22 protein-coding genes are annotated in these 17,790 nt (G+C 63.3%); 16 read left to right on the top strand and 6 right to left on the bottom strand.

The features are described from left to right. Positions 1 to 2 precede the first annotated feature (2 nt). The 16 genes from AB4Y81_RS18285 to AB4Y81_RS18210 all read left to right on the top strand — a co-directional run bounded on the left by AB4Y81_RS18285 (position 3) and on the right by AB4Y81_RS18210 (position 12,193). Positions 3 to 875 carry a VOC family protein gene (locus AB4Y81_RS18285; RefSeq protein WP_441996406.1) on the top strand — a complete coding sequence of 291 codons (873 nt, stop codon included), beginning with the start codon at positions 3 to 5 and terminating at the stop codon, positions 873 to 875. 123 nt (positions 876 to 998) lie between these two features. After that, on the top strand, positions 999 to 1,436 hold the full coding sequence (locus AB4Y81_RS18280; RefSeq protein ID WP_018776209.1) for a hypothetical protein: 438 nt from the start codon (positions 999 to 1,001) through the stop codon (positions 1,434 to 1,436). 237 nt (positions 1,437 to 1,673) lie between these two features. Further along, positions 1,674 to 2,096, top strand: a complete 423-nt coding sequence (rpsP, locus tag AB4Y81_RS18275; RefSeq protein ID WP_018776208.1) for a 30S ribosomal protein S16 — start codon at positions 1,674 to 1,676, stop codon at positions 2,094 to 2,096. A gap of 1 nt (position 2,097) precedes the next feature. Beyond that, positions 2,098 to 2,340 carry an RNA-binding protein gene (locus tag AB4Y81_RS18270; RefSeq protein ID WP_011775119.1) on the top strand — a complete coding sequence of 81 codons (243 nt, stop codon included), beginning with the start codon at positions 2,098 to 2,100 and terminating at the stop codon, positions 2,338 to 2,340. Between the two features lie 129 nt (positions 2,341 to 2,469). Further along, positions 2,470 to 3,024 carry a ribosome maturation factor RimM gene (gene rimM / locus AB4Y81_RS18265; protein ID WP_018776207.1) on the top strand — a complete coding sequence of 185 codons (555 nt, stop codon included), beginning with the start codon at positions 2,470 to 2,472 and terminating at the stop codon, positions 3,022 to 3,024. After that, entirely contained in the window at positions 3,025 to 3,825 is an 801-nt protein-coding gene (trmD, locus tag AB4Y81_RS18260) for a tRNA (guanosine(37)-N1)-methyltransferase TrmD (protein WP_018776206.1), read from the top strand. A gap of 264 nt (positions 3,826 to 4,089) precedes the next feature. Continuing rightward, positions 4,090 to 4,443 (top strand): 50S ribosomal protein L19, encoded by a 354-nt coding sequence (gene rplS, locus AB4Y81_RS18255; protein ID WP_014922079.1) that lies wholly within the window; start codon positions 4,090 to 4,092, stop codon positions 4,441 to 4,443. Between the two features lie 81 nt (positions 4,444 to 4,524). Continuing rightward, positions 4,525 to 5,202 carry a signal peptidase I gene (lepB, locus tag AB4Y81_RS18250; protein ID WP_018776205.1) on the top strand — a complete coding sequence of 226 codons (678 nt, stop codon included), beginning with the start codon at positions 4,525 to 4,527 and terminating at the stop codon, positions 5,200 to 5,202. Then, positions 5,203 to 6,018 carry a signal peptidase I gene (gene lepB, locus AB4Y81_RS18245; RefSeq protein ID WP_039241891.1) on the top strand — a complete coding sequence of 272 codons (816 nt, stop codon included), beginning with the start codon at positions 5,203 to 5,205 and terminating at the stop codon, positions 6,016 to 6,018. Then, positions 6,018 to 6,758 (top strand): ribonuclease HII, encoded by a 741-nt coding sequence (locus AB4Y81_RS18240; RefSeq protein ID WP_441996401.1) that lies wholly within the window; start codon positions 6,018 to 6,020, stop codon positions 6,756 to 6,758. Before lepB (AB4Y81_RS18245) ends, AB4Y81_RS18240 begins: the two co-directional genes overlap by 1 nt. Positions 6,759 to 6,825: 67 nt before the next feature. Continuing rightward, positions 6,826 to 7,170 carry a DUF2469 domain-containing protein gene (locus AB4Y81_RS18235; RefSeq protein WP_018776202.1) on the top strand — a complete coding sequence of 115 codons (345 nt, stop codon included), beginning with the start codon at positions 6,826 to 6,828 and terminating at the stop codon, positions 7,168 to 7,170. 110 nt (positions 7,171 to 7,280) lie between these two features. Beyond that, positions 7,281 to 7,646 (top strand): YraN family protein, encoded by a 366-nt coding sequence (locus AB4Y81_RS18230; protein WP_200888262.1) that lies wholly within the window; start codon positions 7,281 to 7,283, stop codon positions 7,644 to 7,646. Continuing rightward, complete coding sequence (locus tag AB4Y81_RS18225) at positions 7,647 to 9,188, top strand: YifB family Mg chelatase-like AAA ATPase (protein ID WP_441996398.1); 1,542 nt, start codon at positions 7,647 to 7,649, stop codon at positions 9,186 to 9,188. A gap of 47 nt (positions 9,189 to 9,235) precedes the next feature. After that, positions 9,236 to 10,462 (top strand): DNA-processing protein DprA, encoded by a 1,227-nt coding sequence (gene dprA, locus AB4Y81_RS18220; protein WP_441996396.1) that lies wholly within the window; start codon positions 9,236 to 9,238, stop codon positions 10,460 to 10,462. Between the two features lie 62 nt (positions 10,463 to 10,524). Further along, a complete protein-coding gene (locus tag AB4Y81_RS18215; RefSeq protein ID WP_441996394.1) occupies positions 10,525 to 11,451 on the top strand; it encodes a tyrosine recombinase XerC in 927 nt (308 codons plus the stop codon). A 238-nt stretch (positions 11,452 to 11,689) separates the two neighbouring features. Continuing rightward, positions 11,690 to 12,193 (top strand): DUF3145 domain-containing protein, encoded by a 504-nt coding sequence (locus AB4Y81_RS18210; protein WP_018776197.1) that lies wholly within the window; start codon positions 11,690 to 11,692, stop codon positions 12,191 to 12,193. 97 nt (positions 12,194 to 12,290) lie between these two features. Here the strand turns inward: AB4Y81_RS18210 and AB4Y81_RS18205 are convergent, their stop codons facing one another. The 6 genes from AB4Y81_RS18205 to AB4Y81_RS18180 form a co-directional block, all read right to left on the bottom strand. Continuing rightward, positions 12,291 to 13,526: a beta-ketoacyl-[acyl-carrier-protein] synthase family protein gene (locus AB4Y81_RS18205; RefSeq protein WP_018776196.1), complete on the bottom strand. Its 1,236-nt coding sequence runs from the start codon at positions 13,524 to 13,526 to the stop codon at positions 12,291 to 12,293. A gap of 133 nt (positions 13,527 to 13,659) precedes the next feature. Next, positions 13,660 to 13,905 (bottom strand): acyl carrier protein, encoded by a 246-nt coding sequence (locus AB4Y81_RS18200; RefSeq protein WP_011692310.1) that lies wholly within the window; start codon positions 13,903 to 13,905, stop codon positions 13,660 to 13,662. A 116-nt stretch (positions 13,906 to 14,021) separates the two neighbouring features. Then, positions 14,022 to 15,083, bottom strand: coding sequence for a beta-ketoacyl-ACP synthase III (locus AB4Y81_RS18195; protein ID WP_018776195.1), 1,062 nt, complete (start codon positions 15,081 to 15,083; stop codon positions 14,022 to 14,024). After that, positions 15,080 to 16,009 carry an ACP S-malonyltransferase gene (locus AB4Y81_RS18190; RefSeq protein WP_441996391.1) on the bottom strand — a complete coding sequence of 310 codons (930 nt, stop codon included), beginning with the start codon at positions 16,007 to 16,009 and terminating at the stop codon, positions 15,080 to 15,082. Before AB4Y81_RS18190 ends, AB4Y81_RS18195 begins: the two co-directional genes overlap by 4 nt. Before the next feature lie 88 nt (positions 16,010 to 16,097). Beyond that, positions 16,098 to 17,342 carry a PucR family transcriptional regulator gene (locus tag AB4Y81_RS18185; RefSeq protein WP_018776193.1) on the bottom strand — a complete coding sequence of 415 codons (1,245 nt, stop codon included), beginning with the start codon at positions 17,340 to 17,342 and terminating at the stop codon, positions 16,098 to 16,100. A gap of 184 nt (positions 17,343 to 17,526) precedes the next feature. Next, positions 17,527 to 17,790: hypothetical protein (locus AB4Y81_RS18180; RefSeq protein ID WP_441996389.1), on the bottom strand; the 264-nt coding region annotated here is incomplete at its 5' end.

Raw genomic sequence — 17,790 nt, 5'->3', positions numbered from 1 at the left:
ACATGTCCACATCATCCGCACAGGACCTTCTTCCTGCCGACCTCGCCATGGGCACTGTCATGCTCAAGGTCGGCGACATGAAAGTCATGAGTGACTACTACCAGCGTGCTTTGGGCCTTGTGGTCGTGGCCGAACAGGACGGCGGCCTCTACCTGGGCCGGGCAGGCAAGCCCGTGGTTCACCTGGCGCCGGCTTCGGGGCTCCAGATTCCGGGGCGGGGTGAAGCCGGGTTGTTCCACACCGCCATGCTGTTCCAGGATCAGCCCTCACTGGCGGCCACCATCGCCACCGCTGCCGGATACGAACCCCGGGCGTTCGTGGGCAGCGCAGACCACCTGGTCAGCGAAGCGTTCTACTTCACCGACCCGGAAGGCAACGGTATCGAGCTTTACTACGACAAGCCCCGTGAAACCTGGCAGTGGGACGGCAAGAACGTCGTCATGGACAACGTGGCCCTCCCGCCGCAACGTTTCCTTCAGCAGCACCTGAGCGAAGAAGCCGTCACTGGCCAGCATCAGGCAGCGGCCGGTGTCGGGCACGTCCACCTTCAGGTAGGTGACGTCGCCACCGCCCAGGACTTCTACGTCGGGACCCTGGGCTTCGAGCGGACCGCGGGCTGGCACGGCCAAGCACTGTTCGTATCTGCCGGCGGCTATCACCACCACATGGCCATGAATGTCTGGAACAGCCGGGGTGCCGGCCCCCGCAAGGACACTCTTGGGCTGGGGGAAGTGTTGATCGAGGTTCCATCCAGCGAGGATGTCGGGGCCTTGGCGGACCGTTTGCGCGTTGCCGGGGTGCAGAACCATCACACCGGCGCTGAACTGCAGTTCGAAGATCCATGGCGGAACAAGCTGCGGGTGGCTGTTCGCTAGGCAGCATCCCGCCGGAGTGCCCGTCGGTGCCCCATGCTGCACTAGGCTGGGCAGTGACGGTTCGGGACCCTGGCGGGCCTGCGCCGGTCGTCCCGTCAGCACGAAGGATTGAGAGTACTCTCCATGGGCTTTGCCGAAATTTTTGTAGCCACCCACGATGAAGCACTCAAGCGGGCGGCAGCCCTGGGTAAAGGTGCCGATGCCGCAGGCCCTGCAGTCCGCATCAACGGCATAACGGACTTCGAGGTGGAACAACTGGGCGACCTCGCCGGCCAGGCCGTCCATGCCGCAGGCGCTGACTACGAACTCGCGCTGGTGGACGTCACCAGTGACGCGCTGCTTGGCGTTCCCGAAGCGATGGTGAGGGCCTTGGCCGAATTGCTCACGTATGAGAGCGAAGGTGAAGCCAATGTCCTGGATGACGTTGCTTCCGCCTGGGCGGAACAAGAAGACATGCCGTTCGACGCCGCCCAGTCCCGGCAGTACGTTCAGCAACTTGCCGCTCTGGCCACGGACGTGGAAAAAACGGAGCGCGCCGGGCTTTACGTCTGGTCCGAATAGCCACCTCTCCGGCTGGGTCCGGGCACTGACCGGGCCTTGGTGTGACCAAGAACTCACCGACCCGGAGGGCTTGAGTCGTAATCTACCCGGGCATCTGGCACAATAGACAGGTACTCGATCGGTGCGGCCCCTCTCTCCGTGCTCGTATCTTGTCCTTCGAACCGTCTAGTATGGCCCGCCCCACGGGTGCAAAACGTCGGGTTCAACCCCGTTTCAGAAACAGGAGTGACCACAAAAGTGGCCGTAAAGATTCGCCTTAAGCGCTTCGGTAAGATGCGCGCACCGTACTACCGCATTGTCGTCATGGATGCCCGCGCCAAGCGCGATGGCCGTGCCATTGAAGAAATCGGCAAGTACCACCCCACCGAAGAGCCGTCGTACATCGAGGTCGCTTCCGAGCGCGCCCAGTACTGGCTTTCCGTTGGCGCCCAGCCGACTGAGCAGGTTGCTGCGATCCTCAAGATCACCGGTGACTGGCAGAAGTTCAAGGGCCTCCCGGGCCAGGAAGGCACCCTGAAGACGAAAGCTCCCAAGGAAGCTTTCGTAGCACCGGAGAAGGGTTCCGTCATCATCCCGGAAGCCATCACCAAGAAGGCCAAGAAGGACGACGCTGCCGAGGCTCCGGCCGAGGCTGAAGCAGAGACCACCGAGGCTGAGTAAGTTGCTGGCAGAAGCGCTCGAGCACTTGGTTCGTGGGATCGTTGACAGCCCTGAGGATGTCAAGGTCAGTGCCAAGAACAACCGCCGCGGGGAATCCCTTGAGGTGCGCGTTCACCAGGAGGACCTCGGACGGGTGATCGGCCGTCAAGGACGGACCGCACGCGCACTGCGCACTGTGGTTGCCGCCTTGGCTGGTGGCGAGCAGGTCAGGGTCGACGTCGTCGACACCGACCGCCGCCGGTAACGCGCTCAGCACTGCTTGTCTTAGATCCGGCCCCTTCACCGAATATGGTGGAGGGGCCGGATTGCTTTGTCCAACACTTCACACCGTGGCTGCCCGGCGGCGCGGAACAACAGGAATTCAGAGGAACCCATGCAGCTCCAGGTGGCCCGGATCGGTAAACCCCATGGCATTCGCGGCGAGGTAACGGTGCAGGTACTCACTGACGCACCCGCAGAGCGCTTCGTCGCCGGAACCGAGTTCGTCGTGGAGCCGGCGTCCGCCGGACCCCTGACCGTCCGCAGTGCCAGGTGGAACAAGGACATCCTGCTGCTCGGATTCGAGGAGATCGCGGACCGAAATGCCGCCGAGGCCATCCGCGGCGCCAAGCTGTACATCGAAACCGAGGAACTCGACGACGAAGACGACGACGAGGGTTGGTACGAACACGAACTCGTTGGGCTGGAAGCGCGAGTTGGATCCCAGGTCGTGGGCAAGGTGGCAGCGCTGACGACGTTGCCTGTCCAGGACCTGCTGACAATCACCACGGACGAGGGAAAGGAAATCCTTGTTCCCTTCGTGGATGAAATCGTTCCCGAGGTCAACATCGAGGACGGATACGTCCTCATCACCCCGCCTGCGGGACTCTTTGAGCTCAATGACGACTCCTCTGACGACGCAAAGGATGCTGCGGGGGATGACGCCTGAATGAGGATTGATGTCGTCAGTATTTTCCCCGAGTACCTGGCCCCCCTTGAGCTCTCCCTGATAGGCAAGGCCCGGCAGGACGGATTGCTGGAGCTCAACGTCCACGATCTCCGCAGCTTCACCACCGACAAGCACCGGACGGTGGACGATACCCCGTACGGCGGGGGTGCCGGGATGGTCATGAAGCCTGAACCCTGGGCCCAGGCCCTTGAGTCGCTGGCGCCTGCGCACGAAGGTGCCAAGCCCGTATTGATCGTTCCGTCACCGGCAGGACAACGCTTCAACCAGGCGCTGGCCTACGAACTCGCTGAAGAAGAGCAGCTGGTCTTCGCCTGCGGCCGATACGAAGGCATCGACGAACGCGTCATGGACTGGGCCCGGGACCACTTCACGGTGCGCCCCGTCAGCCTCGGTGACTACGTTCTCAATGGTGGCGAGGTAGCTGTCCTTGCCATGGTTGAGGCAATCGGTCGCCTGCTCCCCGGAGTGGTCGGCAACCCGGAATCCCTGATCGAGGAGTCGCACTCCGACGGCCTCCTGGAGTATCCCGTCTACACCAAGCCCTCGTCGTGGCGGAACCACGATGTTCCGGAAATCCTGCTCAGCGGCAACCACGGAAAAATTGCCCAGTGGCGGCGCCACGAGCAGTTCCGCCGCACCGCAGAGCGCCGGCCTGACCTCTTGGCGGATTTCGACGCCGGTGCTTTGAGCCGCGCCGACCGCAACGCGCTGACGGAACTCGGCTATGACGTGGTGGATGGCCGCCTGCAGGCCAGGCACGGCGGCGACGCCGCCAACTAGCGCTGCCCGCCGCCGTCGGGAGTTCCAGTCCCGCCAGTTGGCTGGATGGCTGCGCTTATGGCAGAATTAACCCTTGTGTCTGCTGGGCTGACACCTGCCACAGGGGGAGTTCAGCCAACAGTCGGACAACCCGGTGACGCCAATCAGTGGCGGAACCGGACACTAATAAAACTTCGGCGGAGATTTCCGGTAGGCCTTCGGGCTGCGGGCTTGTTCGCCGTAACCCAAAGTGAATGACCTGTGGCGTTCACCAGGAGTGGATTAATGCATATCCTCGATAGCGTAGATGCAGCCTCGCTGCGTAACGATGTTCCCGAGTTCCGCGCGGGTGACACGCTCAAGGTTCACGTCAACATCATCGAAGGCAAGAACTCCCGTGTCCAGGTTTTCCAGGGCTTCGTCCTTGGCCGCCAGGGCGACGGCGTTCGCGAAACCTTCACCGTGCGCAAGGTTTCCTTCGGTGTCGGCGTAGAGCGTACCTTCCCGGTACACTCCCCGATCATCGACAAGATCGAGGTCGTCACCAAGGGTGACGTCCGCCGCGCCAAGCTTTACTACATGCGCGCACTGCGCGGTAAGGCTGCGAAGATCAAGGAAAAGCGCGACTTCGCCAAGTAAGTCCTGCGACTTACGCAACGGGTCCAGGATTCGTGCCCGGTTGTATCCGGAGCAATCCGCAACGCAACAGGGATACGAGTCATGGACACATCAGAACGCCAGCCCCGGAAACAGGGCTGGCGTTTTGTTTTGCTCGCACTGGTCCTCGCGATCGCCATCAGCGGATTGGTCCGTTCCCTGTGGCTTGACGTCTACTACATTCCCTCGGAATCCATGGAGCCGCTCCTGATGACGGGCGACCGGATCCTGGTATCGCGGACCGACTTCAGTGCCGAGCCGATCCGCCGGGGCGATGTTGTGGTCTTTGATGGGCGGGGTTCGTTTGCTCCGCTGAGCAGCGGGCGCGGTCCATTCGTTGACGCCGCCTCTGCAGCAGCCCAGTGGTTCGGGCTGACGGGCAGCGACACCACGTACGTCAAGAGGGTCATCGGGGTGCCGGGTGACCATGTCCAGTGTTGTGATGCCGGCGGCCGCCTCACAGTGAACGGTCAGGTACTTGAGGAACCCTATCTGTACCCGGGAGACGAACCCAGCAAGCAGAAATTCGACGTCGTGGTGCCTCCGGACCGGCTCTGGTTGATGGGCGACCATCGCTCGCGGTCTGCTGACTCTCGTGGCTTGCTTGGTGCGCCCGGCGGAGGAATGGTTCCGATGGACCGGGTTATCGGCCGGCCGGTCCAGATCATCTGGCCACTTGATAGATTTGCAGAGATGCCTCGCTCCACGCAGGCCGAAACACCATCGAAGAACGGACAGTAGATGCCGGACAAAGCTCCTGGGAACCCCGAGCGGTACGACGACGACTCGCGGCTCCCGGACGGAACGGCAAGTGCCGCTGGTGTAGCGGAGCCGGATGCTGGTGCAGCAGAGCCTGAAGAGGATCAAAAGAAGCCCCGCAAGAATCCTGCCCTGGTGTGGATCAAGGAAATCGCCACTGTCGTGGCCATTGCACTGGTGTTGTCCTTCCTGCTGAAAACCTTCCTCTTCAAGGCTTTCTACATTCCCTCGGAGTCCATGGAGAGCACCCTGGACGTTTACGACCGCATCTTCATCAATTTGCTCGTTCCCGGACCCTTTGACCTTTCGCGGGGAGACGTCGTGGTCTTCAAGGACACGCAGGCCTGGCTGCCGCCCGTGGCACAGAAACCCGCCGGCCCCATGGACTGGGTAGGGGACACGCTCGAGTTCGTGGGCTTGGCTCCGGATGCCAGCGAGCAGCACCTGGTGAAGCGCGTCATCGGACTGCCGGGCGATCATGTCACGTGCTGTGACGCCCAAGGCCGCGTCAGCGTCAATGGCGTCGCGCTCAATGAAAGCTATATCAACCCCGCGGAACTGCCTTCCCCGCAGTCGTTCGACGTCGTCGTGCCGGAAGGTAAAGTGTGGGTTATGGGCGATAACCGCAACCACTCGGCTGACTCGCGGGCCCACCAGGAAGTCAACGGTGGATTCGTCAACATAGAGGACGTCGAAGGCAAGGCAACCGTCATCGCGTGGCCGATCAACCGGTGGACCGTCCTCGATAACTATCCGGACGTTTTCCGTAATGTCCCTCAAGGCACCCCGGCGAAGTAATGGCTACCGCAACAGCCCGGAAGAAGACCCCCGCCAAGGCGAAGGCCAAAGCCAAGGTCCAGGCAGGTTTTCCCACACTCGACGTTGAGCGTTCCTTTCTGTCCTCCGGGGTGCGCTTGCTGGCCGGTGTCGACGAGGTAGGCCGTGGAGCCTTGGCTGGCCCGGTCAGCGTTGGCATCACAGTGGTCGACCTTGCCGATCACGGCCTGCTGGCCGATGTCCGCGACAGTAAACTCCTCAAACCAGAGGACAGGGACAGACTGGAACCCCTGGTCCGTGAATGGGCCCTGGCGTCAGCTGTAGGTCATGCCTCGTCCCGGGAAATCGACGAGATCGGCATTATTGCGGCTTTGCGCCTGGCCGGCACGCGTGCGTGGTGTGACATCCTGGACGGCGGCGTCACGCCTGATCTGGTCCTGTTGGATGGGAGCCATAACTGGCTCTCACCCGAGGTCCAGGCATCTCTTTTTGATCCTGCCCCGGCGGGCGCCGGCTGCGAGGCACCGGTCCACACCAGGGTAAAGGCGGACATGAGTTGCCTGAGTGTTGCTGCGGCCAGCGTATTGGCCAAGGTGGCTCGTGACCGCATCATGGTGGACCTTCACTCCGAGCTGCCGGCTTACGGCTGGAACGTGAACAAAGGGTATGCCACCGCCGCACACAGGGATGTCATCCGCCTGCATGGTCCCAGCGCGTACCACCGGACCAGCTGGCACCTGACGGGGCCCGACCCCGAGTAGAGCGATCCTGTAGCTTTCTGTTGCAGGTCTGGCGCATGGCACCTTGCAGATGGTGCAAGATGGAACCATGAGTGCCGAGGACCTTGAGAACTATGAAACCGACATGGAGCTGCAGCTCTACCGTGAGTACCGGGATGTAGTCGGTCTGTTCAGCTACGTTGTAGAGACGGAGCGGCGGTTCTATTTGGCCAACCATGTTGATCTCCAGGCCCGCAGCGCAGACGGGGAAGTTTACTTCGATTTGACCCTGCAGGACGCTTGGGTCTGGGACGTTTACCGTTCGGCCCGTTTCGTCAAGAACGTCCGCGTGATTACTTTCAAGGACGTCAACGTCGAGGAACTGCCCCGCAGCGAAGACCTGGCCTTGCCGAAGGACGGCGGCCTGGGCGATCTCGGAGATCTTGGCAACTAGTCCGCTTCACTGCACTGTTCCTCCACAGCGCTGATTCCGGCGGGTTTACGCACATAGCCTCCTAAGCCCCTGCCGCTCACCCCCTCCAGCCGGAAGGCTGGACAGCGGAGGTGATGGTCATGAGAGCAAAAGACCGGCTTGGCCAAAATGGCGAGGCATTGGCTGCGGATTTCCTGACGGATCAGGGGATGCGGATCATTGACCGCAATTGGCGGTGTGCGGAGGGTGAGATAGACATCGTCGCGATCGACGGTGACACCTTGGTGGTTGCCGAGGTCAAAACCCGGAGCAGCCTGGACTACGGGCACCCCTTCGAGGCTGTTGGAGCGGCAAAGCTCGCCCGTTTACACCGGCTCCTTTCCTGTTGGTGCCGGGCCCACGAGTTCAAAGCGTCGCGTCAGCGTGTCGATGTCGTTTCGGTGGTGGACGGCGGCGTCGGTGATCCTGTGCTTGAGCACCTGCGGGGTGTCGGCTAGGTGGGGGTGGGCCGCAGTTACTGTGTTGCCCTTGTGGGCCTGAACGGTTACATCGTGGAAGTGGAGGCCGACATTGGGCAGACGCTTCCGAACTTTGTGATCCTGGGGCTCCCTGACGCCGCCTTGAACGAGGCCAAGGAACGTATCCGATCAGCCGCGCAGAACTCCGGAATACCTTTGAGCCGCCGGAAGATCACGGCCAACCTGATCCCAGCGTCACTGCCTAAACGGGGATCGGGCTTCGACCTCGCCATCACCATGGCAGTGCTTCGTGCTGCCGAGGACATCCGTTCCATCGATGGAACAGTCTTTATCGCCGAGCTTGGCCTGGACGGCAGGCTGAGGCCGGTCCGGGGAATGCTGCCCGCCGTCATGGCTGCCGTGCAAGCCGGGTATCCGGACATCGTGGTGGCGGAGGCGAATGTTRCCGAGGCTGCCTTGGTGCCCGGCGCGAACGTCCGAGGCTATAAGACGCTGGCACGGCTCGCCTATGATTTTGGCGCAGACCCGAAGGACCTCGCCCTGGACTACGATCCCATGGACGAGGATGTCCCGGAGATTGACGCCGTTGAAGTGCCGGTGGCGCCGGACCTTTGCGACGTTTCGGGGCAGGAAGAAGCCCGGCAAGCGTTGGAAGTCGCTGCTGCCGGCGGACACCATATGCTGCTGACGGGGCCGCCGGGAGCCGGAAAGACCATGTTGGCCGAGAGGTTGCCTGGTTTACTTCCGGATTTGGCGGAGACAGCAGCAATGGAAGTGACGGCCATCCATTCCTTGGCAGCCGTCCAGGCATCCGCCGTGCGGCTCATTCACAGGCCGCCTTTTGAGAATCCCCACCACAGCGCCACTGCCGCGGCGATCATCGGCGGCGGCTCGGGACTTCCCCGGCCGGGCGCGGCATCGCGGGCGCATCGGGGAGTGCTGTTCCTGGACGAGGCTCCCGAGTACGAGCGACGGGTCCTGGATGCCCTTCGCCAGCCCCTTGAAAGCGGTGAGCTTGTCATCCACCGGTCGGCCGGCACAGCGGCTTACCCCGCGCGCTTCCAGCTCATTCTGGCGGCGAATCCCTGTCCCTGTGGCAAAGCAACCGGCAAAGGCCTGGACTGCACGTGCACGGCGATGATGCGGCGTCGCTACATCGGCAGAATGTCCGGCCCGTTGCTGGACCGCGTTGACATTCAACTGAACGTGGAACGTGTGTCCTTGGCGGATTTCGGCCATGCCGGGCAGGAGGAGGACACGCGGACCGTAGCGGAACGGGTGCTGGCGGCCAGGGAGCGGCAGTTGCTGCGCCTGAAGAACACCGGGCTCGAAACCAACTCCCAAGTACCGGGAAGAATCCTGCGAGGACAGCTGCGGTTGCCTCCGGGAACCACGAGGATCCTGGACACCGCACTCGAGCGGGGAGTGCTGACCGCTCGCGGCTACGATCGCGTCCTTCGCCTCGCGTGGACACTCGCTGACTTGGACCGCAGCGAGCGACCGGATGCTGACCATATTGGGCAAGCGCTCGGCCTGAGGCAGGCCGCGGCGGCGACATGAGCGAACGACACGAACGGAATGAACGGAAAACGGCAGGAGTGGCAGGAATGAGCGTGCACGACAAAGAACGGGTAGCCCGGGCCGCGTTGGCCCGGCTGATGGAGCCGCAGGACTCAGTGGGATTGGCCCTGGTGCAGGTGGTCGGCGCTGTGGATGCGTTGGGGGTTGCCACGGGGGAGCTCGGGACCGGTCCTGGTATGGAGCAGGAGATTTCTGCGGTCCTCCGCGACGGGGGCGGACCCGCAACATGGGCAGGTATGCAGGATAGCCTCAGGCGCTGGGCTCCGCGTGTTGCTGACCTGGCCCCTGACCGGGACCTGGAGACCATGCGGCGGTTGGGTGGCCGGTTGATTGTTCCCGGAGATGATTTGTGGCCGGCACAACTTTCGGATCTGGGCCTTCAGGAACCGCTGTGCCTGTGGTGGAGGGGGCACGAACAGGAGTTGCCGTCGGCAGGTCGGGCCATTGCACTTGTGGGTTCAAGGGACAGTTCAAGCTACGGCGCGTCCGTCACGGGCGACTTCGCCTTCGGGCTTGCCCAGCGGGGCTTCAGTGTGGTCTCAGGCGGCGCCTACGGCATCGACGCGCACGCGCACCGCGGAGCACTCAATGGAGGCGTAGCCGGGCTGCCTACCATCGCCGTGATGGCAGGGGGAGTAGACCGCTTTTATCCCTCCGGCAACGAGGAACTCCTTCGGGCGGTGGCCGCGCAGGGAGCGGTGATCTCCGAAGTTCCTCCTGGGTCCGCGCCCACGCGTTACAGATTCCTGCAAAGAAACCGCCTCATTGCAGCCTTGTCCTCGGTCACTGTTGTGGTGGAGGCGCGTTGGCGCTCCGGCGCCCTGAATACCGCCCATCACGCCGAGACGATAGGCCGGGTCGTGGCTGCGGTTCCAGGATCCGTTCACAGCGCCAATTCCGCCGGTTGCCACCGCCTGCTCAGGGACGGGGGAGCCGTTTGCGTCACGGATGTCGGTGAGGTCGCTGAGCTTGCGGGGGCCATCGGTGCATTCGGCGCCCAGGACGAGGGGAACCAGCAATACCAGGAACGCGGCGCAAACCAGGAACACAGCGCCGCGGTGCACGATGGATTGTCCCTGGAGGATTTGATTCTCCTGGACGCATTGCCCCTTCGATCCACCAGCTCGGTGGAGAAGCTCACGGTGGTGGCAGGTTTGAGTCCGGAGTCCGTTCGCGCTGGACTTGGCCGGCTGGGGCTGCTGGGACTGGCAGTCTCGGACCGGGGCGCCTGGAAGCGTGGAAAGAATGCCTGACCCTCCCGCGATAAGCATGTTGGTGCGGGCGCTGGGGGACGACTGCTGGCACAGTTGGAAAGATGGACGGACAATCACTACCTACAGCGCTGGCCGGCGCCGTCGAGGGCTTCCGGCGCTACTTGGAGGGGGAACGGGCGCGGTCCACCCATACGGTTCGTGCCTATATCGCGGACGTCGAGAGCCTGCTGGGTTTTGCTGTGCGGGAGGGGGTTGAAGAACTCCCGCAATTGGAGCTCGGATCGCTTCGGCGTTGGCTCGGCGCGCAGAGCGAAGCGGGGATGTCCCGGGCCACCTTGGCCAGACGCGCAGCAACTGCCCGGGCTTTCACCGGCTGGGCACTCCGGGAAGAACTGATCCCAACAGACCCGGCAATACGTCTGCAAGCGCCCAAACGCAGCAAGTCACTTCCCGGGGTCCTTCAGCAACAGCAGGTCACCCGCATGGTGGATGGCCTGAACATCGCTGCGGAGGACGGCGGCCCGATGGCCATCCGCAACCGGGCAATGGTTGAGCTTCTCTATGCCACAGGAGTACGGGTCGGCGAGCTTGCCGGACTGGACATCGATGACCTGGATCCGGACCGAAGAACCCTGCGCGTGCTGGGCAAGGGAAACAAAGAACGCACGGTGCCGTTCGGGGTCCCGGCTGCCGTGGCTGTGGACGACTGGCTCAGGCGTGGCCGCCCGGCCGTCGTGACCGCAGGCAGCGGCCCCGCCTTGTTTCTGGGTGTCAGGGGCAACCGCGTGGATCCGCGACAGATCCGCGCCGTGGTGAGCGATCTGCTGCATGCCTTGGGCGATACCTCAGCCACCGGACCACATGCGCTAAGGCACAGTGCGGCTACGCATCTGCTGGACGGCGGGGCAGACCTTCGCGCAGTCCAGGAGATCCTCGGTCACAGCAGCCTCGCCACTACCCAGATCTACACCCACGTTTCCGTTGACCGGCTCCGCAATAGCTATCAACAGGCGCACCCACGGGCTTGATCATGACCCTTACAACCCCCGCACTGGCGGAAACCGGCAGCGTACGGCAAAATGAAAGCACCATGGGGAAACCTTCAATGCACGCTTGAGGGTTACTTCTGTGCCAAGATCGTCAAAAGGACTACACAACTGAATAGCCTGTCAGGGCCATCATGAGATTCATGACATCCGGCAGCACAGGCAGACCATCCAAGCAGAGGTCGTTGGGGAAGACGTACCTACAGCTATGGAGGATGGAATGTCTGTTGCAACAACCCGCGGTGTCCTGTTCGTGCACTCGGCCCCTACGGCGCTTTGCCCGCACGTCGAGTGGGCCATTGGATCGGTCGTGGATAAGCGGACCGATCTTGAGTGGACCCCTCAACCCGCCGCACCCGGAATGTTCAGGGCCGAGCTTTCGTGGACGGGCGCCCCTGGAACCGGTGCCCAGTTGGCGTCGGCCTTGAGGGGCTGGGCCCACTTGCGCTACGAAGTCACCGAGGAACCAAGCCAGGGGGTGGATGGCGCCCGTTGGTCCCATACCCCTGAACTCGGTATTTTCCACGCCGTCACGGACGTGCACGGAAACATCATGGTGACCGAGGACCGCATCCGCTATGCCTATGAGTCCGGCGCCGGGGATCCCTCAGCGGTCTACCACGAGCTGTCATTGGCCCTTGGCGAGGCGTGGGATGAAGAACTCGAGCCGTTCCGCCACGCCGCAGAAGGTGCTCCGGTGCGCTGGCTGCACCAGGTCGGCTGACAGCGACCCACGACAAATACCCCATAGCAATGAAGAGGGCCCCACCAACTGGTGGGGCCCTCTTCATGTCGCACGTTGCGGCAGCTGCAGATCCTGCTTAGACGTTGCGTACCGCGATGACTGCGTTGTGTCCGCCGAAACCGAAGGAGTTGCTCAGCGCGACGATATCGCCGGCGGGCAGGTCCCTGACGGAAGTTACGACGTCGAGCGGGATCTCCGGATCCTGGTTCTCGAGGTTGATGGTGACCGGTGCCTTGCGCTCGTAGACGGCCAGGACCGTCAGTACGGCTTCAACGGCGCCTGAAGCACCCAGGAGGTGTCCCATCTGGGACTTGGTGGCGGAGACCGCTACGTTGTCCACGTGAGTCCCCAGGGCGGCACGGAGGGCCGTGTACTCGGGCTTGTCACCAACGGGGGTGGACGTAGCGTGTGCGTTGACGTGCACCACGTCCTCAGCCTGGATCCGGCCGTCGAACATGGCAGCCTTCAGCGCCCTGGTGGCACCCAGGCCTTCGGGGTCCGGTGCTGTGATGTGGTAGGCATCCGCGGTCACCGATGTGCCGGCAAGCTCGGCGTAGATGCGCGCACCACGGGCGATCGCGTGCTCCTCGGCTTCAAGGACAAGGGCACCGGCGCCTTCACCCATGACAAAGCCGTCGCGGTCGATGTCGTATGGGCGGGATGCGCGTTCCGGCTCATCGTTGCGGCGGGAGAGGGCCTGCATCGAGGAGAACGCTGCCAGGGGCATCGGGTGGATTGCTGCTTCCGCGCCACCACACACCACAACATCAGCCTTGCCGGACCGGATAAGGTCCAGTCCCAGGTGAAGTGCTTCGGTGCCGGACGCACAGGCAGAAACCGGCGTATGCGCTCCGGCACGTGCGCCGAGGTCGAGGCTGACCGCGGCAGCAACGCCATTGGGCATGAGCATGGGAACCGTCATGGGCAGGACCCTGCGGGGGCCCTTGTCCCTGAGGGTGTCCCACGCATCCAGGAGGGTCCAGACGCCGCCAATGCCGGTGGCGAAGGCCACAGCCAGCCGGTCGTGGTCGATGTCCTCAATCCCGGAGTCGGCCCAGGCCTCGCGGGCGGCGATGACGCCAAACTGCGTGGACGGGTCCATGCGCTTGGCCTCAACGCGGCTCAGTACCTCAAGTGCCGGGGTGGAGCACCGGGCAGCAAAGTGGACGGGGAGGTCGTACTTGGCCACCCACTCGTCGTCGAGCGTGTGGGCGCCGGAGACGCCTTTCAGCGCGTTCTGCCACATTGTGGGTACGTCGCCGCCGATGGGAGTGGTGGCCCCCAGACCGGTTATGACTACTTTGCGTGCCATGCGATCACTCTCTGTCGGATCAGCCATCCCGCCTGCAGGGTTCACAGGGGTAGGCAGGAAAATCTTTGGGCGTTATTGCGGCTGTGCCGGGCGCAGGGACTAGCGCCCTGGCCCGGCACAGCTGGTGTCAGGACTAGGCCTGTGCGTTGGCGATGAAGCTGACGGCGTCGCCGACGGTCTTGAGGTTCTTGACCTCTTCGTCGGGGATGCGGACGCCGAACTTCTCTTCAGCGTTGACAACGATGGTCATCATCGAGATGGAGTCGATGTCCAGGTCCTCGGTGAAGGACTTGTCGAGCTCTACGGCTTCGGTGGCGAGGCCCGTCTCTTCGTTGACGATTTCAGCCAGGCCGGCCAGGATCTCTTCGTTGCTAGCCATTGTTGGCTCCTTTTCTTGTTGTACCGGCTGCTGCCGGAAAGGGGGCAAACCGCGGTTACGGTTTGGGTTTTCAAGTCATATTCAGTTGGCTGGAGGCCACCGGGGCCGGTCCAGGTCTATGGCAGGACGACAACCTGGGCGCCGAAGACCAAGCCCGCGCCGAAGCCGATCTGCAGGGCAAGGCCGCCGCTCAGGCCAGGGTTCTCCTGGAGCAAGCGATGGGTTGCGAGAGGGATGGAGGCCGCAGACGTGTTTCCGGCCTGCGCAATATCGCGGCCGATCACGACAGACTCGGGAAGCTTCAGCTTCTTCACCATCTCGTCGATGATGCGCATGTTCGCCTGGTGGGGAACGAACGCAGCGAGGTCACTGGCTTCGATACCGGCAGCATCCAACGCCTGCTGGGCGACCTTGGCCATCTCCCAGACCGCCCAACGGAAGACGGTCTGGCCGTCCTGGCGCAGGGTCGGCCAAACATCCTGTGTTGCGGAAAGGATGGCGGGGTCGTCAATTTCGTCGGAATGCCTGGCGGATTCGCCAAGCTTCTTGACGTCTTCCAGCGAGTGGGTCATGCCGATTGCATCCCACTTGCTGCCGTCGGAGCCCCACACGGACGGGCCGATGCCCGGCGTGTCAGACGGACCCACTACGACTGCGCCTGCTCCATCGCCCAAGAGGAAGGAGATGGTGCGCTCGTGGTTGTCGATGACGTCCGAGAGCTTCTCAGCACCGACTACCAGGACGTACTCGGCTGCGCCGGAGCGGACCAGCGCATCAGCCTGGGCCACGCCGTAGCAGTACCCTGCGCAAGCGGCGGAGATGTCAAAGGCCGGTGCCGGCGTCGCGCCGAGGCGTTCTGTGAGTGCAGCGGCGGCGGATGGCGTCGCGTAGGGGTGCGTGACGGTGGAGACGATCACGGCACCCAGCTGGGACGGTTCGATGCCGGCCTGTTGGATGGCCTCCCTCGCCGCGCCTTCGGCCATGTCGATGACGCTCACATCGGCGGCTGCGCGGTGGCGGGTGATGATGCCGGTCCGCTGGCGGATCCATTCATCCGAGGAATCGATCCACTGGCAGACGTCCTCATTGGTGACGATGACGTCCGGGCGGTAGGCCCCGATGCCGAGAATACGCGCATTCTCGTTGACGGTGGCTTTCTTCAGTACCGGCGTGCTCATGCCTGTCCCTCCAGTTCAGCAAAGAGTGCGAGTGCCGCAGACAGGTCATCCGGGGTTTTGACTGCAACAGTCTTCACGCCGGGCATGCCGCGTTTTGCCAGACCCGCAAGGGTTCCGGCGGGAGCAAGTTCGATGACGCCGGTGACGCCGCGCGCCACCAATGTCTCCATGCACAGGTCCCAACGGACGGGCCGGGAAACCTGGGCGATCAAGCTGTCGACGGCGGCAGGGCCGTCGGTGACTTCCTTGCCGTCGTAGTTGGACAACAGCGGGACTGTCGGTTTTTGGGGCGACAGTGACGGCTTAAGCGCTTCCAGTGCACTGACTGCAGGGGCCATATGGGAGGTGTGGAATGCGCCCGCAACCTTGAGCGGAATGACACGTGCCTTTGCCGGCGGGTTCTCTGCAAGGGCCTTGAGCTGTTCGAAGGTACCCGCGGCGACGGTCTGGCCGGCACCGTTGACGTTGGCCGGCGTTGCGCCGGCAGCTTCGATGGCTGCCAGGACCTCAGCTGGGTCGCCGCCAACCACGGCGCTCATTCCGGTGGGGGTGTCGGCAGCCGCTGCTGCCATGCTGTTTGCACGCTCGCGTACGAAGGTCATGGCCTCGGACTCGGTGAGGACGCCGGCAAGGGCGGAGGCGGTGATCTCGCCGACGGAGTGGCCGGCGAGGATAACGGGAAGGGTGCTCAGCTCAACGTCGAACAGGGACTTCGCGGCCACAAGGCCGGCAGCAACAATCAGGGGCTGCGCAACCGCAGTGTCCTTGATGGTCTCTTCGTCCGAGGTGGTGCCGTGGGCCTTGAGGTCAATGCCTGCGATCTCGCTCAGGGCGGCCAGTTGGCCTTCGACGGAGGGGAGTTCCAGCCAAGGGGCCAAAAATCCGGGGGTCTGGGAGCCCTGTCCAGGGCAGACGATTGCAAGCACGTATCCAGCTTTCCAAATTGCCACGTGATCCACTGGTGTTTTGGTACACCAAGCTCACTGGGTCAGTTTGTAGGAAGTCTACAACGGTTCAGCTCTGCGAACGTGACGCATGACGTTCCGGAACGGCTTTCGGCGGAGCCGAAAGGCGGCCAACCACCAAGGCGGTTTGCAGAACAAACGCCTCCCGCGGAAGGAGGGGATCCCAGCCTGTCACGTCGCAGACACGCTTCAAACGGTAGCGCACCGTATTGGCATGGACGAACAGTTCCCGGGCCGTAGCCTCCAGTGAATGACCCAGTTCAAGGTAGGTGCCCAAGGTCTCCACGAGGCCGTTTGAGGCGGCCAGGAGCGGCCTGTAGATGTTCTTGATCAACGATCGCCTGGCTGCGTCATCGCCCGAGACCACGCGCTCCGGTAGCAGATCGTCTGCTGCGACGGGGCGGGGCGCCGAGGGCCACGCACGGGCGGCCGTGAGGCCGGCGAAGGCGGCCTGGGCGGAACTGCTCGCTTCCAGCAAAGATCCGGCCTCCGGACCGTAAACCACGGCACCGGGGGCAAAGAGTTCACTGAGTTTGAGGTAAGCGGTGTCCCGGTCCTGGACGCCACCAAGGATCAGGATGAGCCGGTCGCCCTGGATTCCCACCAGCGCATCCTCGGCAAATCGCCCGGCAGTACGGCGAAGTTCGCTGACGTAGCTTGCACTGGGTTCCGACGGAGAGTTGCCCACCATCACGGTGAAGCGTTCCTGTGCTTTCCAGCCCAGCGCCGCGATCCGTGACCGCAAGGCATCTGTATTTTCCCCACGGAGGATGGCATCCACAATCAGCGCTTCCAGCCTGGTGTCCCACGACCCGCGGGACTCGGCGGCACGTGCGTAAACATCGGCAGCGGCAAATGCGACCTCGCGCGAATAGCGCAGGACGGCTTCGCGCAACGACGGCTGGTCGGACTCCGGGGCGATCACCGGTACCTGGTCCTCCACCACTTCTACCACGATGCGGATCAGCTGCAGGGCCTTTTGGAGGCTGATTGAGCGGGTGAGCTCGGTGGGGGCATTGCCGAAGACGTCCGTGAGGATCCAGGACGGTGAACTGGGGCGCTCATACCAGGTCACGAACGCCGCGATGCCGTTTTGTGCCACGAGGCCGAGCGCCGATCGTTCATCGGAGCTCAGGCGGCTGTACCAGGGGAGCGATTTCTCCAGTTGGCGCATGGTGCTGGTGGACAGTTGCCCTACGTTCGCGCGGAGCTGCCGGAGAGTTTCCGCCTTTTCCGGCGACAATGCCGGGGTTGCTGCCTTGCGCTTTGACGTTGTTTTGGTGGGCTCTGCCATGGAATGAGCATACGGCCCAGCCCGGGGAACCTCCATTTGTGCGAAGGCTACAACTAGCCTTGTTGCCCGTCACGTCCCGTCGAGCGCCTGCGTACAGCTTTAAACGCCCGACGGCGGCCCCCACCTTTTGGTGAGGACCGCCGTCGCGGATGGTGCTGGTGACGCGTGACGTCCCGGAAGAAGCCTAGGCGTCGCCGCCTGCTCCGCCGGTGGTACCGGCGTTGACATCCAGGAGCCGGTACTTCTCGATCGCCTTTTCCAGTGCGCCTTCTTCAACCTCGCCCTTGGCGGCGAGGAGTTGGAGGGTTTTGGCGACGATGGAGTGGGTGTCGTTTTTGAAGTAGCGGCGTGCGGCTTGGCGGGTGTCGGAGAAGCCGAAGCCGTCTGCTCCGAGGGAGGCGAAGTCGTTGGGGATGAATTGTCGGATTTGGTCGGGGACGGCTTTCAT

Source organism: Paenarthrobacter sp. TAF1, from assembly GCF_052113825.1.
GTDB classification, from domain to species: Bacteria; Actinomycetota; Actinomycetes; order Actinomycetales; family Micrococcaceae; genus Arthrobacter; species Arthrobacter nicotinovorans.
The sequence above is the reverse complement of the archived record's forward strand: the minus strand, read 5'-3'. Positions and strand labels throughout refer to the sequence as shown.